Genomic DNA, 26632 nt, shown 5'->3' on the forward strand with positions numbered 1-26632 from the left:
TTGCTTATCCTGCGGCATCGCGAAGCACTCGAGCCTGCTCCGTCACTTTCTTGACAAATATCGTCTTCTTGACCACGAAACCGAGTCTCACAAGATAATCGCCAACTGCGTGTTCTTCCAACTTCAAGGAGCTGTTTGCGAGTACCTGAGCAACTACGTCATTGTAGTCTCTGTCATCATTTGCGAGACAGATGACTCCCACGTTTGCCGTTCGAGCAGGCGACCCCCCTTTGATGCAGTAGCGCCTACTGAATCGTTTCACATAGCTCTCGAGGAGGTAGAGATTCCACGGCCGCCCAACGTAAGGAAACGAAGTGAAGCTCGTTATCACCTTTATGGGGGCGACGCCCCCACTGACGAAAAGTGCCAGGGCATCGTCGATAGCCTCCACATCGAAGTCAATGGTACTATCCTTCACGAACGTATCCCTGTCAACCCGAACCATCGTCTCGAAAGCTACGGGCAGCATTGCATTGCGTGCTTTCCCAAGCAGCTCTGCCTCAAACTCGTCCATCTCGTCGACGGTCATCGCATCGAGAGTCAGGCAGCGTGCCCGCATCACTTCATTTCTCGAGAGATTCCCGCCCTTGGGCAAGATGATCTGGCCTTTTCTGTCAAAGGTCCTTGCGAGCACTTGTTGATACAAGGCGTTACGTATCGCCATTTCGGAGAGCTGGGGGTTTCCACCAAGCGACCGAGTGATGTCGATGGTACCGAGAGAGGCGAAACCCTGCGAGGTGATTTCGCCCGCCACGAAGTTTGGCGCCTCCTTCAGCTCCAAAGGATCCAAGTTGATGCGACTTACCATCGCATACTCGTTACGCTTGATCAGGACGAACAGCTTGCTCGCTGAGAGGGTAGACTTTATCTTCTTGTACGGCAAATACGGCAGCCTACCCTTGAGCTCATCAGCGCTAAGCTGCTCATCGTCTGCAAAAGCACGCAGGATCTCATCCTCTATGCTCACGCCCCCTGTCGTGACGCAGTAATGCTCGTTGTAAAGCAATTTGATTCCCGTAGACCTGATGATCTTCTCTAGAATCTCTGCAGAGTTGACCTTCATATCTGAGTAATAATCCGGGTTGGCCTCATAGAGCTCCTGATAGTAAAAGATCCTCTGACCAGCCTTGATTGAGTCCTCAAGCAACTGCCGGACCGCTTGTTTAGGCTCCTCTGCAATGAGATACGTCTTACCACTCCACTCAATCCCGCCGTTTTTTAAGATCACATCAGAGATCGCCTTTTTGCTTGGCGCTTCCTCATCAAAGTTCTCATGGTACATGTGAGCAAATCTCTTTATATCAATGGTCGAGTCAAGACGTATCCCATTCGGATAGCCCTTTGACAGCGTATCGAGTATTCTTCGTTCAAGACCCGGGTCGATCGTTCGAGTGGCTTGCCTGGCGCGATCATGACCGTATCCGCCAAGGCGCGACGGGTTGCCCATAGCCTCTATGAACAATATGAAGCGCTCAAGAGCACCGCTTAGTCGGCTGTATCGCTCATTACTATATGTAGAATTAGTGTCTTTTAGTAGCATTTGAGCGTTCGTTTTGATCTCATGAATATTCGCGTTGCCGTAGAATATACGCCCCTGATAGCCGTGCGACCTGGCAAACCTCTCAACGGCATCGATTGCAGATGAGTTGCTCACTGCCGCATGCTCCGTGAGGCCCTTCGACATCATCCACCGCTTGAAGCCATTTGCATCTATTGAATAGACTCGATTTTCAGCTGAGTCAACCTCATTGGAACGAGTGGGGAAGACCTCATGCTTGGCATCAGTCACAGGTGACACTGTCGGCCTGCGAGTACTGCTACGCCCGCGCAGAGCCGCAGCAATGGCAGAGCAGAATCTTGCAGGGTCACTTCGGTACAGCCTGACAACCTTTTGAAATAGTATCGGGGGATGTGGTATGCCACTCTCGCCATCAGTCATGACATACTCCATGACGCTGTACTGGTAGCTGATGCCAGTGGTGTTGCGAAACGAGTTATCAGTTTGGATCCCATGCAGCTCAGCACGCCGACGAAGAGCTTTCGAGACGTACTCAACAGCTTGGGATCGTGTCAACCTCCCGTTTTCGACTTGAAGGTAGGCATAAAGCAGTAAGGCTGCCTCCTGTTTGTCAAAGCGCGTTCTAACAGCCATTCCCCACTTCCAATTTAAGAACAGGCCCCACAAGGAAACGAGCTTGATGAATATCGATTGATATTCAATTCACTACTGACAGATTCCACGGCATAGCCCGTGTCGCACGTAGGATCCGTTCGAATACTGACGCCCCTCGCCTCGATGGCCTCTCCCTCCTCGACGCCCAGCTTACCGACTACTTGCCGCATCATGCCATGCGCCTCGTGCTTCCCTCCGATGTCATCTCTACCTACCAATCACATCATAGCAGGTACACAAAACTCTAACGTCTAATCCTTAAGCTCTCACATAACTTTTGATATGGGAGCTTGAATGAGTGAACCGCAGCGTACATCCGAAACTTGGACTCAGCAAGCGGGCTGTACCCCCAAGATCGAGGCAAACAAGCATAGGTGCTATCCTGGAGCGCTGTGCCTCAACCCCACCTGTCACCTCCCGTCTTACGACAAGAGAAACACCGCTCGCGAGGAGCTGGCACATCTCGACAAGGGTGCGCATGGCCAACGCCAAGTGCAGCACACTGCAAAATCCATACCCATTGCAACACACTGCACTATCTGCGATACTTGCAGCACATTGCACAAGCCTAGGCACAGGACGAACCATGATCATATCCTCAAGCGTCGAGGCGGGCGCGCTCATAGGCTCGCTGCGCGAAATGCGGAGCCTGAGCCGCAGGGAGCTCTCTGCGGCATCGGGCGTCCCCTTGCGAACCGTGTACGCGGCCGAAAACGGTGAGCTGCGCAACATGAGCATCGACAGGGTCATCTCGCTCCTGAGCGCCCTTGGGGCAAGCCTTAACGTCGAGGTCGAGGCGACGAACGCCGACGAGACGCGCGACGACGAAACCAACATCCTGGTGAATAAGGCGGCACGCGGGGCATACGACCTGGCAGACAGCTGGGGGATCGGACTGTGAGTAGCGGCATCCGCAAGATGGCGCTCTACATTGCGGGTCGTCTCGCCGGGCACGTTCGGCAGGACGAGAACGGCGCCCTCAGCTTCTCCTATGCCCCAGACTATCTTGGCGCTCCGGTCTCGCTCTTTATGCCACTCTCGCCCATGACGTACCGCCAGCACGTGGTACGCCCCTACCTCATGGGCCTCCTCCCGGACGATCCGACCGTTCGCGCCGATATCGCGGACAGGTATGGCTGCTCGGGCGAGAACCCCTTTGCCCTGCTTTCGCACATCGGCCTCGACTGTCCCGGAGCCGTACAGATCGTCCCAGAATCGGAAAGGGCACTCATTGACAACCGGGTGGGACACCTCATTGAGCTGTCCGCCAAAGAAATGGAGGACACGATCCGCGTCATGCGTCTGAGATCGTCCAGCCCCTGGCAAACCTCTAACGGGCAATCCGAGAGATGGTCCCTGGGTGGAGCGCAGTCCAAGATCGCGTTGCGGCTGACGCGAGGCACATGGTACCGCTGCGAAGGGGACGCGGCGACCACGCACATACTCAAGCCAGGTGTGTCCGGCTACAAGAACCAGGCGCTCGACGAGCACCTATGCCTACGGCTCGCCGCCTCGATCGGCCTCCCGGCAGCTCACACGTCCTTTGTGTCCTTTGGCGCCGAGAGCGCCGTCGTGATAGAGAGGTACGACCGCGTGACGGGCGATGACGGTTCCGTCACGAGAATTCACCAAGAGGACCTCTGCCAGGCCCTCTGCGTGGACCCAAGCCGCAAGTACGCCGAGCAGGGAGGCCCCTCTACGCCGGATGTGCTGGCCCTGCTGGCAAAAACGGGCAGACACGCACCGGCCAACCTGAGGACGTTTACGCTCTTCCTGATCTTTAACTACCTCGTAGGCGCAACCAATGCGCACGCGAAGAACTACTCCCTGCTGTTGGGCACGCGCGGGCTCGCAAGACTCGCGCCGCTCTACGACGTGGCGTCCATTGCGCCCTACCAGACGCCTGCGCCCAGGCGCCGAAAGCCCCTGCGAGCCGCCATGTCCATAGGAGGCGAGAACCGCTTTGGCAGGCTCGGGCAAGGGCATCTCCGCAAGCTTGCCGCTGACCCCGCCCTTGCAAACAGCGGCGTAGGATACGATTGGCTCATGGCGTCCGCAAAGCGAATGGCAGAGATGGTACCGGGCGCACTGCGCGAAGTCGTGCACGAGTCCGCCAAGGATGGACTTGCCGGAATCGAGGTCGTGGGCCCGCTTCTTGAGCGGGAAGTATCCGCAAACTGCAGGCGGCTTCTCGAGAGGCTATAGGCAGAGGCCGCACCGAGGGCCATCACAGCCATCTGTTGAAGGGCCTGTCGAGACCCACCCTCCCTGGCGAGTTCTCTTATCTCTGCGGGTCAAATACGTCGGCGGGGTGTCACCTGTCGTCTTGATTGTCAGATTTTTTCCTTGAGACAAGTCTACCGGACAGATGGTTAAATTTGGGAGTATCACTACCAAATTTAACCATCTCATTGTTGCGTGACGCACTAACCTCCAAGGAAGGGGTCACCTCATATATATCCACCGCGAAATCGAAGGCACAGTCGATGCCATGCTCAGCCAAGGCAAGATGGCGCTGGTCACCGATGAGCGCCAGGTTGGCAAGACGACACTCAAGGAGCACCTTGGCGATCGCTTTGGCTATGTCTCGATGGAGACGCCTCGCGACTACGTCCTTGCCAAGCAGGATGCTACGCTCTTCTTCGAGTCGAAGAGCCTGCCCCTCATCATCGATGAGGTTCAGCGCGTTCCCGAGTTATTCTCATCAATGAAGTGGATTGTCGACCAAAGCGAAGAGAAAGGTCGCATTGTCCTTACGGGATCTCAGGCATACCACCCCATGAGCGCGGGCGCGAACCCTCTCAACGTGTGGTTTTACCACGATTCCAAGAAGCGCGAGATAGACCCGGTCATCCAGGAGGGACACGTCCTACACCCCGCAGAGATAAAGACCAACGTAACGGTCGGCACGGACGCCGTCAAGAACTTCAGCTGTCTTGAGGCCATAGAGGGCTATGGGGTCGGATTCGGACACGTCATCTGCCAGACGCAGGAACCGTATTACGTTACCAGGGGAGTGCAAGCCATACCCGTGTGGGCGATATAGCTCATGGGGTACGTAGTTTCTCTCGCTTGGTGAGGGCGAAAGCAGCATTGGCAGTCGATAGCATATTGCCAAGGCATCGCAAAACGACGTTTTGGTATGCCGCAAAACGAAGAAAATAATTTCGCAATACGTCTTCTATACTGTTCGCAAAACAGAGAGATACAAAATGCTTCGGATCAAGATACGTATCTCGCCAGTAATCGCAGACACCTTCCTCGTCCATGATGCTCAACTTGAGTGTCCATGCATAACGGCCTGCAAGGTATGGCGGATAAACGTCCAGTTTCTTTGCAATCCTGTCTAACAGTTCAGGGCGTATCCCTTCGGCCTTGATGGCCCGACGGATCGTCTTGTCGGTCTTGCCAATATCCCTGTCTGCGCCAAGCCTGCGGATGCTCCAGCCCTGTTTGTGTATTACCCATTTGAACCATTCAGGGTCAAGTTTCTCGCCGGAAACATCGCTGTACTCATTGTCCATGACCTCTTCCTGTCTGTCGCGAAGGTCGCGCTCGTGAGGTGCTGGCGGCGCGTCAGCCCGGTGACGCCGTCCCAGGGCGTGAAGCCCAGGCCCACGTACTTGCCGATGGCAACAGATCCGCCCGGACGCCACGAGCTCGCGCGTAGGGTCTGGCGCAGAACTCGCGGTGAGTACGCCCTCGCCGTTCGCGTAGTAGTGCGCCCAGAGCCATGTGCGGTTGTCATTGTTAGGGTCGGTTAGAACTCCGCCGGCGCCCAGCTTGCAGACGCTTGCACTGCTGGTCGTAGAGGGTACGAAGCCGTCCGTTCCGCCGACGAGACGGTTGCAGCTGTTGAACATGAGGCTGCCCGAGAGCCCCGTGTTGCTGAAGCTCGTAGCGTAGATCGTCTCCAGGCTACCGCAGCTCGTGAACATCTGATTGGCGCTTGTCACGCCGGAGAGGTTCTCGGTCTCCACGGTCACGCCGGTGTGGCCCGCGATCTGCGCGAAGGTGAAGGCATCGGCCTCGGGCGCCACCTGCATGCGTATGAGCTCGGCTCCCGCTTCGATTGAGCACGCCGGAGACGCCCGCGCACTGGTATACCTCGTCGATGATGGAAACGTAGTTCTTTGCGAATGCGATGCTGTTGGACATGGGCCGGCCCCCCTATTTCTCATCGCTGTCGTCCAGGCCGGCGAGAGTGCGGCAGCGCCTCATGGTCTTGCCCTCATCTGAGCTCGTGCCCGCATTGGGGAGCCCGGTCTTGCCGCCCTGCGCCCTGGCGGGAGCGTCGGCAAACAGCCAGGACTCGGCCTCCTCGAGCTTGTCGACGTCGTTTTCATGCTCATCCAGGATTACACGTGTGGCCTTCACGTTTGCAGGTTTTTCTCTGCCGATGCCCGCTCAACCGTTCGTCGAAAAAGTTGGGTATATTATTGATGTTTTCTGGAGGTTTTTATGGGTGGTAAGATGGCATATATAGAAGGGCTAGCTGATGCTGGGCAACGTCTTTATGACGCTTATTCCACCGTCATGACCGAGGCCAACCTATCGGGCGTTCTCGACGCTATTCTTGGTGCAAACCGCTTCGACTATCCTCAGACAACTGCTCGCGACCTCATAAACCGCATCGTTCTTGGCAGCTACCCAAACGAAGCAACCATCAAGGCGAATTTCATCAACGGCATCCTCCTGCCGCAAAGCCCAAAGACGGTCTCGGTATTTGAGCTTCCCATAGGCAAAAGCCGCGTGGACATGTGCAAGATCAACGGTCACAGCGCGGCATATGAGATCAAGACGGACCTTGATACTTTCTACCGTCTGGAAGGCCAGCTCAAAGACTACTTCGACGTTTTTGAGACCGTGTACGTTGTGACATCGGAAGCACGGTGGCGCGAATTGCCTGATTACGTTCCCGAGGCGTGTGGCATCTACTCCTATAGGCAATGCGAAGATGGCACCTACAAGTTCTGCGCCCGCAGACGGGCCATTAAGAGCAGCGAGCTTGATTCTGAAAAACAGCTCTCCGTAATGCCCAAACAGTTCCTCTGCTCCCTTTTCGGAAAGGAAGGGAGGAGGGTCTCCAAGACCTCGCTAATCCGAAGTTGCCTAGAAGAGCACGATGGACGGGAAATTAACCATCTCTTCAAGCGGTATCTCCAACAGCGTTATGGCTGTTACTGGAATAGGTTCCGCGAACTCCAGCCGGAGATATACGAGATTGACTACCAGTGGTTCTACCGTTATGGACTTAGCCCGCAGGCAATCTACTAGACGAACCCCGGCCTGCTCATTGCGAGCTGTTGGATATATCTGACAAGCGTGTACTTTATCCACTCGGCGAAGGTGTAGCCCTTTTCATGTCTCCGATACTTATCGGTAATTGCCGCAAGGGCAAGACAGGTATCGTCTTGAGCGAGCTCAGTATCAGCCAGCATGTGCTCGACAACATCCCAAAAACCATTAGGACCGAGGTCGTAGTCATCCTTGACATAAATCTTGAATCCATTGACCTTGCCATCGTACATAATCGCAAGAGCACGACCCTTATTCGCGCCTCTGTCAGGCAGGTTGTCTCGAAGTCCGCCATAATCGCCCACGCCATCGAAGCCATAGTTTCTGTAGACATCGAGATGGGTGTTATCAATAAGATTCGTCACCTCTCCGTCCTTGCAGTTCTTGAAGTCTTTGCCCGTGAGCTCCCTACGTCGCGGCGAGCAGAGTGCGACTGTTTGGGCAGGAAGGTTCAGGTTCTTGAGTCTCCTGCATTCCACGGGTTTGGAGCGGATTGGCTGCTCGTTGAAGTCGTAGATGAGGCAGTCTCCGTCACGCAACACCTGCTTTGCGACATTTTCGTAGCCATCTATATCGTCGAATCTAAGTGCGATTCTCTGAGACGGATTGTCTCGTCTCAGGTCATTGGCTAGCGATACGACCTGTTCAGGCGAGAGCACGTCATCCATTCCCTGCTTTACAGCGATGACGGGTATGAGGTGCGGATAGGCAGCGATGCCCAAGACCTTCCCGCAATACAGATTGAGGTCCCTATTCAGGCGTAAGACAAGCTCAATCTTACCCGCATCATAATGGTATTTACCTAGGAAAGCGATGATAAAGTCGCCGATCCCGTCCCTTCGGGACCAGCATGGGTGATTTTTGACGTGAGGAGGGCTCCAACGCCCCCAAGCGGGCTACGCCGGTCTCCGGGGGCCATGCCGCAGCCTCCCAGACCATGGCGGGACGGCCAGCGGTAGGCTATGCCGCGGCCGGCGCCCCACCCTCCGCCCTCCGTCGCCGCTCCTCGAGCCTCTCGCGTTGCAGGGCTATCCTCTCCGCCGACAGCGCGAGGGGCGGCCCGCAGAGCCGCCGTCCCCGCCTCGCGATCATGCAGCCGGCTGCGGCGACGGCGGCGAAGGCCTGGTTGGACACCTTGGCGAGCCCCTTATAGCGCGTCTTCCGCAGCCCGAATATGTCCTTGACCCAGTGGAAGACGTGCTCGACGACACTGCGGGCGGCCGACTTGGCGGCCTCTGCGACCAGGTCGTCCTCGCCGACCTGCGAGCGCCTCTTGGCGACGATCCACTCGACGCCGGAGAGGGAGGGGTCGCCGGCGACCTCCGGCCTCCTCCCGACGCCGACGTAGCCGGCGTCGGCCCAGACGCGCTCGTCACCCTCGCGCACGAGGTCGGGGACCTGGTCGAGGTCGTGGACGTTCGCGGCGTCCATGCGCACCGAGTGCGGCACGCCCGTCTCGGCGTCCACGCCCACCCCGAGCTTGTACCCGAAGTGCCAGTTCTGCCCCTTCTTGGCCTGGTGGGCGTCGGGATCCCGCGCGCCGTCGGCGTTCCTCGTCGACGACGGGCTCTCGATGAAGGTGGCGTCCACGATGGTGCCCCGGCTCACGGCGAGCCCTCCGTCCGCGGCGGACCCGAAGGCCGAGGAGACCATGGCCTCGCCGACCCCGCAGCGCTCGAGCAGGTGGCGAAACTTGCACAGGGTCGTGGCGTCGGGGACCTCGAAGGGCGCCACGCCGACGAAGGAGCGCATCGTCGCGGAGTCCCAGACCTGGTCCTCGCACTCGCGGTCGGAGAGGCCGAAGCAGACCTGCACCATGTACATGCGCAGCAGCACGAGGTCGTCGACCCTCGGCCTGCCCATCGCGGGGCCGGCCCCCCTCGCCCCGGCGTCGGCCCCGCGGGCCTCCCTCACGAGGGCGAGCCAGGCGTCCCAGGGGCAGGACTTGGAGAGGCGGTCGAGGAACCGGGAGCGCCTGGTCTCGCGCTTCCGTCCCATGCCCATCTCGACGTCAGAGAATGTGAGCTGTGCCATGCGGATACCCCCAACCTAGTCGCCAACGACCTCGAATTATATCATATCCGCAGGTAGGAGGTATGGATGGACAGCGATCCGCCCCTGTCCCGGGCTTCTCGGCGGGACTTTATCATCGCTTTCCTAGGTCACACCTAAAGTAGTCAACGAGGACATCCCTTTCCGGGAACAGATCCGCAATGCCCTGCAACGTAACATCGCGTTCGGTGCTTTGATCAGTGATTCTATAGCTACGAACGACCCCATCATTGCAACGCTGCTTGCGTTTAATCGGAGCCCCGGTTTCAGGGTCAACCAGATCGTCGCATTTGTGCGTCTCCTTGATGATCTCGACGAGCGGCATCATGTCAGAGCGAAGATACCCATGTTTCTGAAGCTGCTTCATGGCCGAAATCTCGTAAGGTCGATTCTTCATCGCAATGACGTACATAAAGCGAGCCTCCACTACTAGAATCGGTCCTTGATGTAGTTGAACTCATTAAAGCCGATGTGACGGTCATGCTGAAGGAAGGCAACGATGATACCTGGCGCAACACCCTGTCCAGCGGCAAACTCCTTGATGTTGGCGCTTGAGAAGCTGTCATCGCTTACGAACTGCCCATAAGCAGCAGAGTCAACGAAGAATTCGCGAGCATAAGCGTTTGCCCTGATATCTGCCTCGTCTTCGCTTTTCAGCTCATCGGTATCCTCCATGGATACCCCAGTCTTCTTGAGGTCAAAGCCGTCTAGAAGATGCCCGAGCTCATGGCATATGGCAAACCATGCGTCACCATGGGTCTTGTATCGCCCACTGATATAAATGGTCGGATGCCCCTCGTAGGACGTCAGCGCACCACGTACCTTCGCGTTGCCGATGGCCTCATGGTACACGAGATAAACGCCGACCGAGTTAAGCAGCATGCGACAGCTCTTGAGCGATGCGAAGAAGTCAGTGTTTGAAGCAACGTCCTTGAGCATTGGCAGCACGCTACGAAGCGCGTCTTCAGAGTATTCTGGCGAGCCTTCAACATCGTTCTGCTCGGCAACCTCTTCCTCGCAGAGCTTAAGCCATACCACGACTGCCTCGTCCTCGCCACCGTCCTGCATGAACTCGATACCGCCCGGAATGGCATACCGATAGCGATCGAATTTCGACACGCCAAGCAGCTTAAGCATGCTAATAGCCTGTTCAACGAGGGGACGCCCTCCCATCCCCAGAGCCTCCCTAAAGTGAAAACGCTGCGAGATCGTCTTGAGGTCCAGCCCTTCAAGCTCGTGCTCTTCCTTTTCCCTTGCCAGATACTCTTGGTACTTCACCTCATAGTTAAGCCAAAAACTGGCCGGCACATCTGGCATGAGCTTTTCGAGCTTCAAGGCCATTTCCTCAGTGAGCCTCGTCTTGCCATTGAGCATCTTGGAGAGGTGCCTCTCGCTGACGCCGATGCGCTTTGAGACTTCCTTCTGGGTTAGACCGCGCGAATCCAAGTACTCCTTGATGACTTCGCCGGGTGCAACGATAAATCCACTCACATTACTCACCTCTCTCATCGCTCGTGGTAGTCCGTTATGTCCTCGATACGAATTGCCGTAATTGTCGACAGGTCCTCCTGGTCATAGTCACCGATTGGCCTGATCACCAACCGCTTGTTTCTGCTTACATCGATACCCCAGCATCCCTCCAGGTTGCCCGTGAGCTTGTGCCGTCGGGGTGGCGGTAGATGCGTTATCTCGCTGAGGTTCGAAGCAACGCGCAGGTCAGACATGCGACGAGTGAGCGTCTTGGCTATGTCCCCGTGCTTCCTGGCTATGAGGCGAGGGTCCTCCAGAACCTTCTTCATCGCATTGTTGGCGTATTCGATATCCATTGGCACCTCCTAGCGGAAGGATAACATGATTGACCTCATAAGTCAATTCTTGAGATATGTCAGCACGTCGCCGATTGCAAAGGGTAGTGTCTGCTATGGACGAGTTCTCTTATGGAATGCTCAAATACGATGCCTACATCCCGCGCATCCTCGACCGCCACGTCGCCTTCGCGCTTGAGGACAAGGCATCGCAAAACGACGCTTTGGTACACCGCAAAACGTAGAAAATAATTCCGCAATACGTCTTCTATACTGTTCGCAAAACAGAGAGATACAAAATGCAAAGGGCAGTGTCTGCTATGGACGAGTTCTCTTATGGAACGCTCAAATACGATGCCTACATCCCGCGCATCCTCGACCGCCACGTCGCCTTCGCGCTTGAGGACTTTGGCGGGGTGAATATCAGAGGACCGAAGTATTGCGGCAAGACGTGGACCGGGTACGCGTTCGCGAACTCGGCAACCGTCGCCATGAGCTCCGAGGGCGCAACGCCAAGCCGGGACATGATAGAGGCGGCACCCGAGCTCGCCTTGCGAGGCGCCTCTCCGCACCTCATCGATGAATGGCAGGAGGTGCCGCAGCTATGGGATATGGTGCGTGCGGCTATCGACGCCAGTGGCAAGGAGCGTACCTTCGTCCTCACTGGCTCCTCAACCCCTCGCGAGCAGAGGCCCGCACACAGCGGCATCGGCCGCATCGAGCGACTGCACATGAGGCCGATGACACTACTTGAGTCGGGTACGTCGTCGGGCGAGGTGTCCATACGGGCGCTGTTCGCCGGCAAGAGCCCGCAGGCAATGGCGCCCAAGATGGACGCCGAAAAGCTCGCCGGTCTCGTCGTGCGCGGCGGATGGCCGGGCAACCTCTCGACACCGGGCACTCGCGCAGACAGACTCGCGCGTAATTACGTCGAGTTGTTCCTCGGGGAGGACATGCACAAGATCGACAGCGTGCGGCGCGACCCCGCAAAGATGCGCCGACTTATGCTGTCCTACGCACGCAACGCCGAGCAGGCGGCGACACCGAAGACCCTCATCCGCGGCATGACGGCGGAGTCTGGCGCCGAGCCACTGGCCAAGGAGACGGTGGATGACTACACGTCCGTGCTCGAGGACACGTTCATTCTCGAAGAAATCGGCCCCTGGGCGCCTCACCTGCACTCCCCTTTGCGCATAAGCAAGAAGCCCAAGTACCATTTCGTTGACCCCTCCATCCCGGCCGCCCTGCTGAGGCTGACACCCGAAAAGCTACTCGGCGACTTCGAAACGTTCGGATTTTTGTTCGAGTCACTGTGCATGCGCGACCTCCTTGTCTACGCGCAGTCGCAGGACGGCGACGTATACTTCTATAGAGACCGCGACGACCTGGAGGTGGACGCCATCATAGAGGCGGCGGACGGAGCCTGGGCAGGCATTGAGGTGAAGATCGGCCACAACCAAGCGGAGAAGGCAGCGGCGAACCTGCTGCGCCTCTCGGACAAGATCAGACGCGCGGGAGGGAGGCCCCCTGCGTTCCTGCTGGTGCTGGAAGGCCTAGGCGACTACGCCTACCGTCGCACCGACGGGGTGTACGTGGCGCCCATTGCAGTCCTTGCCCCATAGATCTGCAAAAGCTCGCCCATCGGCACTTTGCGGGAGGATGCTGGCAAGCTCGTGAGTTGAGCTTGTGAAAAGCCTGCGCGCGCCCATTGTCGCCGGCAGGCGCGTCAAGGGTCGCCGGCACGCCCGTCAGGAGGGCGTCGGCAGGCACGTCAGGAGGGCGTCGGCAGGCACGTCAGGAGGGCGTCGCCTCCTGCGCCTTGAGGGTCGCGAGCAGCTCCGCCAGGCCACCGCAGCTCTCGCCTATGCTCGACGAGCAGACGGTGCCCTCCCTGGGCCCGTCCAGCTCGGCCTCGACCCGCGCACGGTGGCTCGCACACTCGCCGGAGGCCATCATGAGGAAGATCTCGGTCGTGACCTGTGCGTCATAGAGGGCGCGGTGCGCGGAGAGCCTGTCGTTGGCGATGCCGCACCAGTCTGCGGCCCTGCCGAGAGACACGCACCCCTTGCCCATGCCCATGAGGCGGGGGTAGATCCTCTGGATGTCCAGCCACCTCGTGGGGAGGGAGGGCTCGATGCCCTTGACGGCGCACTCCCTGGCGATCTGCCTGCGGTCGGTGTCGCTCCACGTGACGATGCGGACCCTGCCAGCCCCCATCCACTCGCCCAGGGCCCCCAGCACCTCGCCGAGCGGCCGGGCGTACGCCACGTCCTCGCTGCCGATGCCGGTCATCCTGCGAACGTTCCCAGAGACGCCCGAGGCGAGGGTGGGCCTGACCATGTGGCTGAACTCCCCCGCGACGGTACCAGCGGCATCCACCTTCACGGCGCCGACCTCTATGATCTCGGTGACAAGGCCGCCCTTTCTCCGCTTTTTGGGCACGTAGGTGAACTCCAGGTCGATGATGACGTTACAGTCGTACAAAGCGCTCACGGTCTCCCCCTCCCTCGTGTCCGGCATGCGACGCTGGTGATGCGCCAGGCACCGGTATCTCTCATCACCTGGACACAGTGTGTCCATCGCCGGTGCCCGCCATTCAGACAAGGGGAGACTCGTTCGCACAAAGTAACATTGCCCCTCGCGGCCTTTGGCGAGGCGCGCGACATGACGAGGCCGGCCCCGTGGGCTGTCCTGCCGCCGGGCCACGGGACCGTCACGCGATCACTGCGATGTCCCGGGCCTTCGCACCGGTTGAGGTCTGCTCAGGCACAGAGCCATGACGCACCCCACCTCGCCGCCGTCGCGAGTGCACTCGATGATCTGCCCATCGGCGTTCTTATCCCAGCGGCTGGGCCGGTGCGAGCATAGAGTGCGACCTCCTGCTCAGGGCGCAAAATGGTCCTCTCTTCCGCACACGGCAAACACAGCTCGCAGCTGATCCAGAAAGCGCTTTGCGATAGGAGTGAGGGTCTGGCGCCTGCCCCAGGCCAGGCAGAGCGGAACCTCCAGCGCCGGTGAAAGCGGTCGGAACACGAGCCCGCTTTCCGATGAGGTGTCGACCAGCCCGTCGAGCGCCAGGAGGTACCCCAGGCCCTCCTTGACGAACACTGAGCCGTTATAGGCAAGTCGAAAGGAGCCCTCGAGGCGGAGCTCCCCGAATCTCTCCTTTGCCCACGGGCGGATATCGCCCTCCCAGCTCTGCTCGGAGCAGAACAGCGGCAGCCCGACCAGATCGCCCACACGAATGCCCTCGCGCCCAGCAAGGCAATCATCTTTCCTCATCACCAGCCCAAAGTAATCCACCTCAGGAAAGAGGAGATGCTCGTACTTCCTCTCATTCGGAAGCCCGCACAGAACGGCGAAGTCCAAAAGCCCCTTGTCCAGCCCCTCCGTCACCTGCTCCGTGTCTCCGCTGGTTATGTGATAGCGCAGGTCGGGATAGCGATCCTTCAACCTCTTTATCTCACGCGCCAGGTAGCGGATCTGGTAGGATTCCGCAAGGCCAAGGTACAGGTCGCCGCCCGTAACCTCATCGAGCGACAGGAACTCCTGCTCGATCTTATCCACCATGAGGAGGAGATCCTCCGCCCGGTCGCGCAGCAACGCACCCTCCTCCGTCAGGGAGATGCTGAAGCTGTGCCGCGTGAAGAGCCTCTTGCCGAGCTCGTCCTCAAGCGCCCTCAGCGCCTTGGAGAGGGTCGGCTGCGTGACGTGCAGGCCTCCTGCGGCCCTCGTCATGTTCCCCTCCCGCGCGACCGCGAGAAAGTACCGAAGGGTTCGTATCTCCATGGCGAATGCCCCTTGTCGTCAAGATATGCGTAACAGGAGTGTCATGATATTCACTATAACCATTAGCACAAGCTCTCGCAAGGGCGTAGCCTAGAGGTAGGTCAAGCGAAGGAGACGCACAGCATGAAGGAGAAGATGCTGGAAGGCAAGGTGGCAATCGTGTCGGGCGCAAGCTACGGCATGGGGCAGACGATGGCGGAGCTGTTCGCGAGCGAGGGCGCGAAGGTCATCATGACGGCACGGGGCAAGGGGAAGCTCGACGAGGCAGTCAGTCAGGCCAGGACCAAGGGCTATGAGGTGAGCGGCGTTGTCGCGGACAACAAGAACCTGGACGATGTGAAGAACGTGATACAAACCGCCCTCGACGCGTATGGTGATCTGGACATTCTCATCAATAACGCGGCGATCGGCGAACAGAGGATGATCGATGAGACGGATGACGAGTGGCTGGAGCACGTCTATCAGACCAATGTGTTCGGCCCGTTCCGCTTTATCCGAGAGGCCCTGAAGGTGCTCCTTCCGAAAAATGAGGGCTGCATCATCAACATCTCCTCCGTCAACGGCGAGCGTCCGTTCTGCGGGGCGGCCTACACCTCCTCGAAGGGCGCGATCAACACGCTGACAAAGAACGTGGCAATGCGGCTGATCGACACCAACATCCGCATCAACGCGGTGGCTCCCGGAGCGACCGTCACGCCGGCACACCTTGCGAACAAGGCGGGAGAGCAGCCCGGCGGAGCACGGATGCTCGAATACAGCAAACACTTCGTCTACTTCCCAGGCCCAGAATGCGACCCGGCGGACCAGGCCAATGCCTGCCTGTTTCTGGCTTCCGACCTTGGGAGGCATGTCAAGGGGCAGGTGCTTCAGGTATGCAACGGGGCATTCCTGTGATGGGTGCGACGCCCATCCAAGTGCTCGAAGATAACGGAAGAGACAGGACGACAGGAAGAAGGGCGGAGGTGCCAGATGATGCAGACAGAGGAGCTGCAGCTGACAACGGAGTGGGACAAGACCTTTGAGAAGAGCGAACTGGTAGACCACAGCAAGGTGACGTTTGTCAACCGCTACGGGATCACCCTCGCGGCGGACCTGTACGTACCAAAAGACGCGTCCGAGAGGCTCCCGGCAATCGCCGTCTCGGGACCATTTGGGGCGGTGAAGGAGCAGTGCTCCGGCCTGTATGCCCAGACGCTGGCGGAACGGGGATTTCTGACCATAGCCTTTGACCCCTCCTTCACCGGCGAGAGCGCAGGCCATCCCCGGTACGTAGCCTCCCCCGACATCAACACGGAAGACTTCCAGGCGGCCGTCGATTTCCTGTCTGTGCAGGACCGTGTCGACCCAGAGCGCATCGGCATCTGCGGTATCTGCGGATGGGGCGGCATGGCGCTCAACGCGGCTGCCCTTGACACGAGGGTCAAGGCGACAGTCGCATCCACAATGTACGACATGACCCGCGTCAACGCGAACGGCTATTTTGACTCGGAAGACAGCGAGGAGGCCCGCCACCAGAAGAAGGTGGCGCTGAACGCGCAGAGGACCACAGACTACAGGGCCAAAAGCTACGCGCTGGGAGGGGGCGTGGTTGATCCACTCCCAGACGACGCACCCTTCTTCGTGAGGGACTACTACGACTACTACAAGACGCGGCGCGGGTATCATGCAAGGTCACTCAACTCCAACGGCGGCTGGAACGTCACTGGCTGCATGTCCTTCATCAACCAGCCGATCCTGAAATACAGCAACGAGATCCGCAGCGCGGTGTTAGTTGTGGCCGGCGAGAAGGCGCACTCACGGTACTTCAGCGAGGACGCGTTTGCCAACATGACGAGGGGAAGCGACCACACCCAGAACAAGGAGCTGGTGATCGTTCCGGGCGCGGTGCACACCGACCTCTACGACGGGGGCGGGAAGGACGCCATCCCGTTCGACAAGATTGCGGCGTTCTTCGAGAGGCAGCTGAGGTGAGACGACGTACCGAACTCGCGATGGCTTTTCTGCTGTACCTTGGGGGCGTTTGTATACACTATTGAGTTGTGGGTGGCCCCGGGGGGCCGCGATAGTGTACACAGATGGGAGGATCGGGGCTCTCTGCGCCAGTTTTGGGCGTTTGTGTACACTGTTGTGTCGCGGGCGACCCCGTGTGACCGTAATAGTGTACACAAATGGGCTATGAGGGCCTCTCCGCGCCGGATTGGGGTGTTTGTGTACACTGTTGGGCTGCGCGTCGCGTGTCGCGGGCGACCCGTGGTGCGCGACGATGGGAGACCGGCATAATATCCAAGCACACCCGCCCATGGACTCGCTACGCCAGCATCGCTGTCAAGGCAACGAACAGCGCGCTCGCTGCGATCAGGCCGAGGATGATGGCCCAGGCAGCGGGATGGGCAAAGTTCATCGTCCAGCCAATGCCAAAGCGCTTGGGCAGAAACAGGCTCGCGTCATCGCGGTTGAGGTAGAGGATGCCGAGCTTCCAATGCTCGTCGTCATCCCTGAGCAGCGGGGCCTCCTTCCTCATGCGACCGAACACGCGCGAGCCCCCCTGCCCGTACACAAACGACAGGACGACCATGCCCATGAGCACCGGAACGCAGCAGACGGCAAGGAGGGCACCTGCCTGGGCAAGTCCCAAAAGACCCGCTGCAGAGAGCGTAAGCAGAATGCCCGTGGCGGCATCGGTGAGGATGCCCGCTACGAGCACAAAGACGCTCTGTGCACGAGCGAACAGGCCAAAGGAGAGTGCCGAGGTGGCGGGCGCGGCAGGATCGACCGGACGTTTTGAGCGCAGGATGGCCCAGTGGACGAGCGTGAGGCCAAACGCCATGAACACCTCTGTCGCCACAGGAAGACCAACGGCGCTCGCGAGCGTCTTGGGCACATAGCGGTCCACGTTACCGGCAAGATCGGCGTGCAGGGGAATCATGTCGGGCATATGGGGGAAGAGCGCCAGGCCAAGCACGATGGTCCCGAGGATCACGGGCAGGTACAGCAGGCTCCAGGCGAGCGGTATAGCACGAGGAACGTCCTCTTCTGCCAGGACGGCGGCGGAGATACAGCGCGTCGCCTGCCAGCCCTCGCTTCTCTTGAGGGCAAGGACCCGCCTGCGGCAGCACAACATGAGGACAAAGGACGCGACGACGGGAACCAAAGGAACGACGCCGAGCAGGCAGGTGAGGATGGTTGAGGCATCGCCACCACCTGGCCGGGGACCACCGGCGGCATCCTCCCTGAGGAGGGTCCCTCCCAGCACGCAGGCAACGACCGAGAGCGCCGTCACGGCGAGCATGGCGATCGCATAGCACCTCCTGAGCCCCCTGATGCGCGGGTCATCCTGCGCCTGGACGGGCACGGTGACGGCAAAGCTGTCATCTTGGCGCATGAGGTAGGGTGTGGAGGCGAGAAGCGCCCCGGTCGCGAGGATGGTGACAGACAGCGTGACGATGGTAACGACGTGGGACTCCATGGCTCATGCCTCCTGCGTGGTCTGAGCATCAACGAGGCCCTCCGGCCCCGACGACGACCCCTTGACTCGGCGCCGCCCGTCAGCGTCGAGTCCCAAGACGCGCACGTCGCGCGCAACCCCCGCAGCGTCGGTATCAGCGAAGGCGCGAGCCGCCTGGCGTTGTGCCACCACGACGAACTCCTGCTCCGTCCCGCCCCGCGCGCAGTGCTCGAGCGCCAGGCGATAGAGGGCTCCGGCCATCTTGTCGGCACTGGCCACGATCCTCTCAGGAGTGGCATCCTGCTGAAAGTCGGCGACACAGGCACCCGCACGGCCGCGCATAAGCAGGTGCCCCTCGTCGCGCAAGAGGGCATATGCCTTGTGCACAGTGTGCAGGTTCACCCCCAGGTCGCTCGCGAGCGCCCGCACGCTGGGAAGCCCGTCTCCGGGCCTCAGCTCGCCTCTCGCTATGGCGGCCACCACCTGATCACGAATCTGCTGGTAGATGGGACTAGAAGAGGCCTGATCGACATACAGCACCATATGACGTCCTCCTGACTTCTCCCTTCTTTTCCGTCTCTCTCCCGCCTATCACGGGCCTAGCGATCGGCAAGCGACGTCCTCTCTGCGCTCCTCTTGAGCAGCGCGGCCACGACAAGGACGACCAGCGCCCAGGCGACCCCAGCGCCGACACCCCCTGCCCCGAGCGTCAGCGTGCCTCCCGCCAGCACCACCGCCATGCCCACCCCGACCGTGATGAGCACACTCGTCGAGCGCTTCACGGGCTCGTACTCGCTCGACCAGTCGAAGCGAGGTCTCTTCACGTCCACGAACACCCCGAGGCACGAGCTGATCGCGCCGCCCGACAGGGGCGCGACGACGCACAGGAGGGCCTCAAGCGGGCCACGGGCAAAGCAAAAGGCGACGACAAGGCCAGCCACCAGAGAGGCCGCACAGGTGAGCGCGAGGTTGAGCGCCATCTTCGAGCGCACGATGATCGCGTCCGCGACGGGGGCGGTCTGCATGACCCAGCGAGAGCTCCCCTCGAGGGACACCGACGAGGCGCTGATAGACGTCATGGCCGTGCAGAAGGCGAGCGCCCAAGGAAGCATGAGCGTCGCTACCTTGGCGAGCTCCTCTCCCCCGGACTTGGACACGCCCATCGTACCGGCCACGGCGCCAGGTCCGAGCACAGCTGCCACGATCGCGATGACGATTGTCAGCGCCGGGCCAACTGCGGTGTTGACGAAGTAGATGGGCGTCCCCACCCACAGGCGCAGCTCCTTGAGCGTAAGGGCGACAAGAGGCGTTCGGGGCGCGTGCGCGAGGTCCCGTGTATGTCCTGAACTTGCGAGCCCGAAGCGCGCGGCGGCGCCCGACGAGAGGAGCGCGTTCATACCCAAAAGCTCGTGCGTGAGCACGCCAAGCGCCACCCACGCGAGGACGATGGAGCCTCCCGCGTACAGGCAGAACATCACTGCATCGCCCGCAAGAGCCTTGGCCGCCCATGCGGCAGGTGGCCAGACAAGCCCCATGGCACGTCCCATGGCACGTCCAAGCGTCGCGAAGGCCTCCCCGCCCATGACGGTGGAGTCACCTGCCTGACGCGAGGCGGCCGAGATCCCAATGACCAGCGCCACCGTCGCCAACGCACCCAAAGCGCTGAACACTCCCTTGGCAAAGGGCGTGCGAGAGGCAACCCAGGCCACGCAGAACGAGAGCGCAAGGGCAAGGGCTATGGGGATGAGAGGTGCGAGAACGAGCACGACCGCTGCCACCGCGACGGTAGCGGCAGGCGCGCCCACCGCCGCGATGTACCTCTCCATGATGGGCGCTCCCATGACCAGCGAGGTCGCAAGGCCCATGCCGTAGAGCGGAGCCACGCGGGAGACGACCACCTGCCAGAGAGGCACAGGCATTGTCACCACCAGGTCGAAGTCCTTGAAGCCAAAGAGCAGACCGTTCGCCTTGATGAAGGTGGTAACGGCACAGCCGAGGGACACCGCCGCCACGGCGATGCTCGGCAGGGCATCGGTCGCACCGATATGTACCAGCGCTGAGGCGACCGACCACGCATTGGCGACGATGAGGACGGCGAGCAAGATGGCTCCGAGCACCGAGATCACGAGACGTCCCCTCTCGCGGGCATCGCGCGAATGCAGGAGGCGCCCTATACCGAACGCCCCATAGGCCTGGACCTTCACGAGCGCCGCGAGGCTACCCATTGCGCACCTCCCTCGCAAGCTCCAAGAACACCTGCTCGAGGCTCTCGTCGCCTCGCACCTCCTCAGTCGGCCCAACGCGCACGATCCTGCCGCGTCTGATGATGGCCACCTCGTCGCAGAGCTTCTCGACCGTGTCGAGCACGTGGCTCGAGAGGAAGATAGCCCCGCCGCGCGCGACGAACTCTTGCATCATCGTCCTTAGCTCGTAGGCCGCCTCGGGGTCAAGGCCGACGAAGGGCTCGTCGAGCACGAGCAGGCGCGGGTCATGCAAGAACGCGCCGACCAGCACGAGCTTCTGCCTCATACCGTGCGAGTACGCAGAGACGAGCTCGCCGAGACGCCCATCGATGCCGAGGCGACCGGCATAGTGGGCGATGCGCTCGCGACGCTCCTGTACGCCCACCCCAAAGAGGTCAGCCACGTAGTTGAGGTACTGGCTCCCGGTGAGGAAGCCGTAGACGTCGGGATTGTCGGGCACGTAGGCAACCACGCGCTTACAATCAACGGGATCGCTGCGCACCGACCTGCCACAAATACGGATGTCACCCTCGTTAAAGGCGAGCGCCCCCACTATGGAGCGGATGAGCGTCGTCTTGCCCGCCCCGTTGTGGCCGACGAAGCCAAAGACGCTGCCTGCCCCCACGGACAGCGAGACACCGTCAACAGCCCGCCTACCACCATAGCTCTTGGCGTACCTGTCCACGACGAGGATGGGCTGTTCCCCACCGGCCCACCCGGCTGTCGCATATCTACTATCACCATTCTGCGTTGCTCCCATCGTACCTCCTGTTCTATAACGAATAGAACAACGGTCATAGGGTAGCACAACCAAGCCCACATGCGTTCAAGGCAAGTGCGCAGTGACCACATGGGCGAAGGGCTGCGGGCACCCAACGCCATCTGGCAGGTAACGGAGGGGTTACAGACGGGTACCGATGGGACTGTCCGAGACGGACCACATGGCCCTACAGAGCTTCGTGTAGAGTACGACAGAAGCGATAAGGTCGGTAACGAAGAGCAGGTGCAGCACGATGAGGCTGATCATCGTGCCATGCTCGATAGCACCCTCCCTCTGCGCTCTCACCGCCGCAGCGATGCAGTACGACGACGTGGCAAGCAGCGGTGCGAAACCGACTGCGGCCATAACGGCAACCTGAAGGGGAATGAGGATGAAAAGCCCGGGTACCACCGCCAGCCCAATGGAGATGAGCGCACCACCAAAAAAACCCGAACAGGTAGAACGGTATCATACAGATCTTGAGCACCATGCCCCAGAGCGCCAGACCAGACGCACTTCCTTCGTTTCGACCCAGGTAGGCATTGACCATGTTCGCGACACTGACAAGTAGCAACGCCCCAGCCCACACACCCAGTGCCCCTAGGGTCCAGTCGGGCAAAAGCCTACTGTCTTCACCAGCAGCCTGAACCGAAGAGAGCACAAGTACGCTGCTGTAGACCACCGCGAGCAGGGCGAGCGATAGGACGGCTCTCACGACCTTGGGCATGGCACCTCCTGACGATGCGAGCCGACCGCAACGCGACCGGCGCGATTCCCACGACATCATCATTATAGTGGCATGCAGGTGTCGCGACTGCGACATATGCCACGATGCGCGGCCACGAGTGGACTACATCACGCTAGCGGGTCGCCTCAAGTCTCTCGACCTGGGTTGCGTCGGTTTTTGGTGAGACCCAACGTGAAGAATGCGGTTTTACGTGAGGTCCAACGCACAGAGTGCGTCTTTCCGTGAGGGCCTGCAGCCAGAGTGCGGTTTTACGTGAGGTCCAACGCACAGAGTGCGCTTTTCCGTAGAATGCGCTTTTCCTCACCTGGGCAAATGTCGAGCCGGCTCACGGAAAAGCGCAGTCTGCGATTGTGGCGTCACCAAAAAGCGCACTCTGTATGCGGCAGTCACACACAATGCGTCTTGCCGTGAGGCGCGATCGCAGAATGTGGTTTTACGTGAGGTCCAACGCACAGAGTGCGGTTTTACGTAAGCCACCGGGTGCAGAGTGCGCTTTTCCGTGAGGAGTTGCAACCATGCTAGCGTGCGGGTGGTTGGGTGTCGCCGTCTACGTTACCCGTACCGCTTGCGTCACCCGCACCCTCACCCTCCCGTGCGTCCCGCTTCGAACGAGGCGTATCGATGTCGACCCCTGCGGCCCTCATGATCGCTCTCACGTTCATTTTGGCCCGGTTCACGACCAAGTACAGGATGAGACTCGCCAGCACCGAGACGACGAGGACAGCAACACCGACGACTAGGGCCCAGGCGGGCCCGTCCCGATAGGCCTGCCAGTAGGCGAGAAGGGCACCGACGGCTACGAGGGAGTAGGCGATGCGCTTCCACGCCTCCATGCGCATGATGGCGCGCACCTGCAGGTCTGCCTCCTTGATAAGGGTCTCCCTCCTCGCGGGGAGAGAGGCGCCACGTCCCTTGGACGTCGCCCCCTTCTCGTGTGACCCAGCCTCTGTGCTCCTCATGTGCGCAACCTCCACCCCTGCCCTCTCCTTATGGATGCCTCCAAACGCCCGCAAAAGGAGCGGGGCCGGACCTGTGAGCCGACCCCGCCCCGTATCTAGCGTCTCTACCATGCTCGCCAGTCCAAAGACCTCAAGACCGCCACCACGATTGCTCAGGATCATCGCGACTGGCACAGGCAGGTGCGATTGACAGCCATTACCCTCCGTAGCTCAAACCCGGGTTGAAGAAGCCGACGAGCACACCCACGAGGGCCACGCCGACGAGGATGAGCATGACGGGGATGACACCTATCTTCTTCTTGGTCATGAGCCACCAGCACAGGTACACGAACAGGAAGTTGAGCAACTTGGGATAGATGCCCGAGCCAAAGACATTAAGCGTGACTCCCTGCTCCCCCGCAGCCTCGAGCGCCTGCTGCGTGACGGTCGAGTTACTCGACCACAGCACGCCGTCAAACGAGCCCAAGCCTGGAAGCTGCAGTGCGGTAGAGATGGAGATCCACGTCGCGGCAACGGCGCCGATGACCATCGTGCCGACCATGACGATGGCGCTGCGCAGCGCCTGAGACTCGGGGCCGACCAAGGCCTGCACGGCGGAGCCGCCAAGCTCGTAGCCTCGGTTGTAGGCGAGCTTCATGCCAAAGTACATGAGGAGGTTCCATGCCACGATGTAGAAGAGGGGGCCGAGCACGGAGCCTCCACTCGAGAGCCCAAGGGCGATACCCAGCAAGATGGGGATAAAGGTACCGACGACGATGGAGTCCCCGAGTCCCGCCAAGGGACCCATCAGGCCGGCACGGATGCCGTTGATGGTCTCGGCATCGATGTGCTCGCCATTGGCGCGGGCCTCCTCCAGACCGGTCGTGAGCCCGATGACCATGGTGCCTATCTGCGGCTCGGTATTGAAGAAGGTCGTGTAGGTGCTGAGGGCCTCTATCTTTTCCTCGTCCTTCTCGTAGAGGTCATCAACGATGGGAAGCATCGCAACCAGGTAGCCGAAGGTCTGCATGTGCGCCTGCGAGAAGCAGGTGAGGTTGCCGTAAGACCAGTTCCTGAACGCCTTCTTACGTGCCTTGGGGGAGATCTTCTTTGTCTCTGCCATGATTAGATGTCCTCCTCTTCCTCGTCACCAGCAGCTCCCGCAGCCGCCGCGACGGCGGGGCGAGCGGCCTTCGCCTGCTCTATCTGGTACTTGATAAGTGCGAAGAACGACGCGACGATGGCGCAGGCTATCAGGTTGAGATGCATGCAGGCGGCAAGCGTGAAGCCAAAGGCGAAGGTCAGCCAGTCAAGCGATTTGGTGATGACCTGCTTGCAGAGGATCGCAACACCGACGGTCGGGAGGAGCGATCCCACGGTGAACAGCGTCTTCATGGCGACGCCATCCATGGGCATGTACTCCTTCATGAGGTCAACCATCTGAGCGCCCGCCATGCAAATGATGAAGGTCGGGATGAAGGAGAACAGGATGTGCGAGACCCACGGGTAGACGAAGTCGACCAACGGCAGCGTGCGCTTGATCTTCTTCCAGTCCTTTGACTCCAGCGCCTTCCAGCCGATGGACTGCCACACGAGGTTGAGCGTCGCGGTACCGTAGAAGAGGACCGTACCGAGAGTGCCGACCGCCGCACCAAGGGTTGCCGCCATGGAGGAGGCAGCCACAGAGCTCGGGTCGAGGTTGTTCGCGTGAATGGCAAGGATCGAGAGGGGGATGCCGATGTAGGTGACGGCGCGCACGTCAGCCGACACGGTTCCGCCGGGGGTGACGAGCGCGATGTAGACGATCTGTATGGCGGCGCCAACGATGACGCCGGTTTGGACGTCACCCAAGATCAGTCCCACGACCAGACCGCCCACCAAGGGGCGCCCGAGCGTGTAGTTACCGACGGTCGTGCCGCCCATGCCGGGCAGGGACGCCAGGCAGGCACACAGTCCAAGCAACGCGGCCTGCAGATAGTTAATCTCCATAAGCTCTAAGCCACCTTTCCACTACGTCATGAGCGAACTGCCAGTCTAGCGGGGTCACTTGACATCGAAGCGGCTGCGGAACTGCGGCCACTCGCCGATGGACTTATCCTTGAGCAGCGCGAACTCAACGGTATAGCCTGCCTTGGTGATGTCCTCGAGGGCCTGCGCCTCCTCGGGCGTGATCGACTGGTTGTTACCGAGCTTGATGGCGCCAGGACGGTCGTTGCAGGGACCGATGATGACGCGATCGATGTCGGAGGGCTTAAAGCCGTAGTCGACGAGGATCGTCTTCATGTCAAGGGGGTTCTTGGTGATGAGAAAGTACTTGGTCTTGCTGGCAAGTACCTTATCCATGCTCTCCTTGAAGTGCTCAAGCGTCCAGACGAAGACCTTCTTCTCGGGCGCCGCTCCCTTGTAGGCAGCCTTGAGCACGGGGTTGTTCGCCGCAGCGTCATTCACCCCAATGATGCCGTCGCAGGGGTACTCGAGCGCCCAGCGCGTGACGGTCTGTCCGTGGATGATGCGGTCGTCAACTCGAACAAATGAGATCATTGCTTCCTCTTTTCCTCGTGATCCTTGGTACTGATACCTATGCCCACACAACTATGCAAAGGCCGGACTGCCACATGCACGTAAGGAGCCTGCGGTCAGCCCGACCACGACGCCCCAGCTCAGAGCTCCTCGTCCTCGTCGCCACCAAGGTCGAGCACGAACTCGCGGATGGCGGCCTGGCCCTCGCTAATGACCATCTCCTTGAGTGTCTGGTCGTCATTGTCCGCCTCCAGCGCGGCGGTGATGACCATGGGAACGTTCGCGCCACCGAAGACGGTCGTCCTGTCGATGTGACCTGCCTCCGTCAACACGTCCATTGCATTGGTGAGGGGCGAGCCACCGATGATGTCACCAAACAGGAAGATGGTGTCATCCTGCCCGATGGGCGAGATGGTCTTCTTGAGCCTCTCGGTGTAGACGTCAGCGCCCATGCCGTCCTCAAGACTGCAGCTGAGGACGTCATCCCTGTCTCCTGCCAGCATCCTGATAACGCTGTGCAGACCGGGGGCGAATGTTCCGTGGCTTACGACTAGCAGGTAACGCATAGGGGACCCTCCATCTCTTTCGTGGATCAGGACAGCACGGCACGCGCGTCACGAGAGACATGCAGACATCCTCGCGACTGGACACGTAATGTGTACAGTACAGTATAGCACTTGTGCAGGGTTTATGAAGACGTATGTGCGCTTTTTTGGGATTGGCTGTGTTAACCCTATTCTGATACGGTTGCCTCTTTTGTCTTACGTCGGTGCACGAAGCCTGCCGCTCCGACGACCCGATCGAGCTGCTCGCCAAGCTGCCCCCATGTTCTCCGTATTGGTTGACGTGGGAGTAGAGTGT

Annotated in this window: 28 protein-coding genes; 8 read left to right on the forward strand and 20 right to left on the reverse strand. The window is 60.0% G+C overall.

All coding sequences use genetic code 11. The features are described from left to right. Positions 1 to 4: 4 nt before the first annotated feature. Positions 5 to 2152: a hypothetical protein gene (locus tag ADJ70_RS09700; protein WP_050340982.1), complete on the reverse strand. Its 2148-nt coding sequence runs from the start codon at positions 2150 to 2152 to the stop codon at positions 5 to 7. A 607-nt stretch (positions 2153 to 2759) separates the two neighbouring features. On the opposite strand from ADJ70_RS09700, the gene ADJ70_RS09705 reads away from it, so the two are divergent. The 3 genes from ADJ70_RS09705 (at position 2760) to ADJ70_RS09715 (ending at position 5219) form a co-directional block, all read left to right on the forward strand. Beyond that, positions 2760 to 3074 carry a helix-turn-helix domain-containing protein gene (locus tag ADJ70_RS09705; RefSeq protein ID WP_050340984.1) on the forward strand — a complete coding sequence of 105 codons (315 nt, stop codon included), beginning with the start codon at positions 2760 to 2762 and terminating at the stop codon, positions 3072 to 3074. Further along, positions 3071 to 4378, forward strand: coding sequence for a type II toxin-antitoxin system HipA family toxin (locus tag ADJ70_RS09710; protein ID WP_083443945.1), 1308 nt, complete (start codon positions 3071 to 3073; stop codon positions 4376 to 4378). The genes ADJ70_RS09705 and ADJ70_RS09710 overlap by 4 nt, the downstream gene beginning before the upstream one ends. A gap of 286 nt (positions 4379 to 4664) precedes the next feature. After that, positions 4665 to 5219 carry an AAA family ATPase gene (locus ADJ70_RS09715; RefSeq protein ID WP_050340986.1) on the forward strand — a complete coding sequence of 185 codons (555 nt, stop codon included), beginning with the start codon at positions 4665 to 4667 and terminating at the stop codon, positions 5217 to 5219. 1 nt (position 5220) lies between these two features. Here ADJ70_RS09715 and ADJ70_RS15125 read toward each other — a convergent pair whose 3' ends face one another. Further along, the gene (locus ADJ70_RS15125) at positions 5221 to 6219 is read right to left on the reverse strand and encodes a hypothetical protein (RefSeq protein WP_050340987.1); all 999 of its coding nucleotides are present in this window, start codon (positions 6217 to 6219) and stop codon (positions 5221 to 5223) included. 124 nt (positions 6220 to 6343) lie between these two features. Next, positions 6344 to 6550 (reverse strand): hypothetical protein, encoded by a 207-nt coding sequence (locus ADJ70_RS09725; RefSeq protein WP_050340989.1) that lies wholly within the window; start codon positions 6548 to 6550, stop codon positions 6344 to 6346. An 84-nt stretch (positions 6551 to 6634) separates the two neighbouring features. On the opposite strand from ADJ70_RS09725, the gene ADJ70_RS09730 reads away from it, so the two are divergent. Next, positions 6635 to 7450, forward strand: coding sequence for a sce7726 family protein (locus ADJ70_RS09730; protein WP_050340991.1), 816 nt, complete (start codon positions 6635 to 6637; stop codon positions 7448 to 7450). Here the strand turns inward: ADJ70_RS09730 and ADJ70_RS09735 are convergent. The 5 genes from ADJ70_RS09735 to ADJ70_RS09755 all read right to left on the reverse strand — a co-directional run bounded on the left by ADJ70_RS09735 (position 7447) and on the right by ADJ70_RS09755 (position 11349). Further along, positions 7447 to 8193, reverse strand: coding sequence for a hypothetical protein (locus ADJ70_RS09735; RefSeq protein ID WP_050340993.1), 747 nt, complete (start codon positions 8191 to 8193; stop codon positions 7447 to 7449). The genes ADJ70_RS09730 and ADJ70_RS09735 overlap by 4 nt on opposite strands. Positions 8194 to 8431: 238 nt before the next feature. After that, complete coding sequence (locus ADJ70_RS09740) at positions 8432 to 9505, reverse strand: IS5 family transposase (RefSeq protein ID WP_050340811.1); 1074 nt, start codon at positions 9503 to 9505, stop codon at positions 8432 to 8434. 112 nt (positions 9506 to 9617) lie between these two features. Then, the gene (locus ADJ70_RS09745; protein ID WP_050340994.1) at positions 9618 to 9935 is read right to left on the reverse strand and encodes a hypothetical protein; all 318 of its coding nucleotides are present in this window, start codon (positions 9933 to 9935) and stop codon (positions 9618 to 9620) included. A gap of 17 nt (positions 9936 to 9952) precedes the next feature. Then, complete coding sequence (locus ADJ70_RS09750; protein ID WP_050340996.1) at positions 9953 to 11014, reverse strand: helix-turn-helix domain-containing protein; 1062 nt, start codon at positions 11012 to 11014, stop codon at positions 9953 to 9955. 14 nt (positions 11015 to 11028) lie between these two features. Then, a complete protein-coding gene (locus tag ADJ70_RS09755) occupies positions 11029 to 11349 on the reverse strand; it encodes a type II toxin-antitoxin system RelE/ParE family toxin (protein WP_050340998.1) in 321 nt (106 codons plus the stop codon). Positions 11350 to 11444: 95 nt separating this feature from the next. On the opposite strand from ADJ70_RS09755, the gene ADJ70_RS15505 reads away from it, so the two are divergent. Next, positions 11445 to 11573, forward strand: a complete 129-nt coding sequence (locus ADJ70_RS15505; RefSeq protein ID WP_256381286.1) for a hypothetical protein — start codon at positions 11445 to 11447, stop codon at positions 11571 to 11573. Positions 11574 to 11648: 75 nt separating this feature from the next. After that, positions 11649 to 12950, forward strand: a complete 1302-nt coding sequence (locus ADJ70_RS09760) for an ATP-binding protein (protein ID WP_050341000.1) — start codon at positions 11649 to 11651, stop codon at positions 12948 to 12950. A gap of 172 nt (positions 12951 to 13122) precedes the next feature. Here ADJ70_RS09760 and ADJ70_RS09765 read toward each other — a convergent pair whose 3' ends face one another. Together ADJ70_RS09765 and ADJ70_RS09770 are read right to left on the reverse strand one after the other, a co-directional pair. Beyond that, positions 13123 to 13821, reverse strand: coding sequence for a 3'-5' exonuclease (locus ADJ70_RS09765; RefSeq protein WP_172674481.1), 699 nt, complete (start codon positions 13819 to 13821; stop codon positions 13123 to 13125). Between the two features lie 390 nt (positions 13822 to 14211). After that, entirely contained in the window at positions 14212 to 15117 is a 906-nt protein-coding gene (locus ADJ70_RS09770) for a LysR family transcriptional regulator (protein WP_050341004.1), read from the reverse strand. A 123-nt stretch (positions 15118 to 15240) separates the two neighbouring features. Between ADJ70_RS09770 and ADJ70_RS09775 the strand changes: the two genes are divergently transcribed. Next, positions 15241 to 16011: an SDR family NAD(P)-dependent oxidoreductase gene (locus ADJ70_RS09775; protein WP_050341006.1), complete on the forward strand. Its 771-nt coding sequence runs from the start codon at positions 15241 to 15243 to the stop codon at positions 16009 to 16011. Between the two features lie 75 nt (positions 16012 to 16086). Further along, complete coding sequence (locus ADJ70_RS09780) at positions 16087 to 17088, forward strand: alpha/beta hydrolase (RefSeq protein WP_253273169.1); 1002 nt, start codon at positions 16087 to 16089, stop codon at positions 17086 to 17088. 337 nt (positions 17089 to 17425) lie between these two features. Here ADJ70_RS09780 and ADJ70_RS09785 read toward each other — a convergent pair whose 3' ends face one another. The 10 genes from ADJ70_RS09785 to ADJ70_RS09830 all read right to left on the reverse strand — a co-directional run bounded on the left by ADJ70_RS09785 (position 17426) and on the right by ADJ70_RS09830 (position 26337). Continuing rightward, positions 17426 to 18583: a DUF1648 domain-containing protein gene (locus tag ADJ70_RS09785; RefSeq protein ID WP_050341008.1), complete on the reverse strand. Its 1158-nt coding sequence runs from the start codon at positions 18581 to 18583 to the stop codon at positions 17426 to 17428. A 3-nt stretch (positions 18584 to 18586) separates the two neighbouring features. Continuing rightward, positions 18587 to 19105, reverse strand: coding sequence for a GntR family transcriptional regulator (locus ADJ70_RS09790; protein ID WP_050341010.1), 519 nt, complete (start codon positions 19103 to 19105; stop codon positions 18587 to 18589). A gap of 56 nt (positions 19106 to 19161) precedes the next feature. Then, positions 19162 to 20787, reverse strand: coding sequence for a hypothetical protein (locus ADJ70_RS09795; RefSeq protein ID WP_050341012.1), 1626 nt, complete (start codon positions 20785 to 20787; stop codon positions 19162 to 19164). After that, positions 20780 to 21565: an ABC transporter ATP-binding protein gene (locus ADJ70_RS09800; protein WP_083443950.1), complete on the reverse strand. Its 786-nt coding sequence runs from the start codon at positions 21563 to 21565 to the stop codon at positions 20780 to 20782. The genes ADJ70_RS09795 and ADJ70_RS09800 overlap by 8 nt, the downstream gene beginning before the upstream one ends. Before the next feature lie 141 nt (positions 21566 to 21706). After that, positions 21707 to 21931 carry a hypothetical protein gene (locus ADJ70_RS09805; RefSeq protein WP_050341014.1) on the reverse strand — a complete coding sequence of 75 codons (225 nt, stop codon included), beginning with the start codon at positions 21929 to 21931 and terminating at the stop codon, positions 21707 to 21709. Between the two features lie 900 nt (positions 21932 to 22831). Further along, positions 22832 to 23272 carry a hypothetical protein gene (locus tag ADJ70_RS09810; protein WP_157051497.1) on the reverse strand — a complete coding sequence of 147 codons (441 nt, stop codon included), beginning with the start codon at positions 23270 to 23272 and terminating at the stop codon, positions 22832 to 22834. Positions 23273 to 23468: 196 nt separating this feature from the next. Then, on the reverse strand, positions 23469 to 24374 hold the full coding sequence (locus ADJ70_RS09815) for a PTS system mannose/fructose/sorbose family transporter subunit IID (RefSeq protein ID WP_050341018.1): 906 nt from the start codon (positions 24372 to 24374) through the stop codon (positions 23469 to 23471). Between the two features lie 2 nt (positions 24375 to 24376). Further along, the gene (locus tag ADJ70_RS09820; protein ID WP_050341020.1) at positions 24377 to 25240 is read right to left on the reverse strand and encodes a PTS sugar transporter subunit IIC; all 864 of its coding nucleotides are present in this window, start codon (positions 25238 to 25240) and stop codon (positions 24377 to 24379) included. 54 nt (positions 25241 to 25294) lie between these two features. Beyond that, the gene (locus ADJ70_RS09825) at positions 25295 to 25792 is read right to left on the reverse strand and encodes a PTS sugar transporter subunit IIB (RefSeq protein WP_050341022.1); all 498 of its coding nucleotides are present in this window, start codon (positions 25790 to 25792) and stop codon (positions 25295 to 25297) included. A gap of 119 nt (positions 25793 to 25911) precedes the next feature. Continuing rightward, positions 25912 to 26337, reverse strand: coding sequence for a PTS sugar transporter subunit IIA (locus ADJ70_RS09830; RefSeq protein ID WP_050341025.1), 426 nt, complete (start codon positions 26335 to 26337; stop codon positions 25912 to 25914). Positions 26338 to 26632 lie beyond the last annotated feature (295 nt).

It is taken from the genome of Olsenella sp. oral taxon 807 (genome assembly GCF_001189515.2).
Lineage (GTDB): Bacteria > Actinomycetota > Coriobacteriia > Coriobacteriales > Atopobiaceae > Olsenella_F.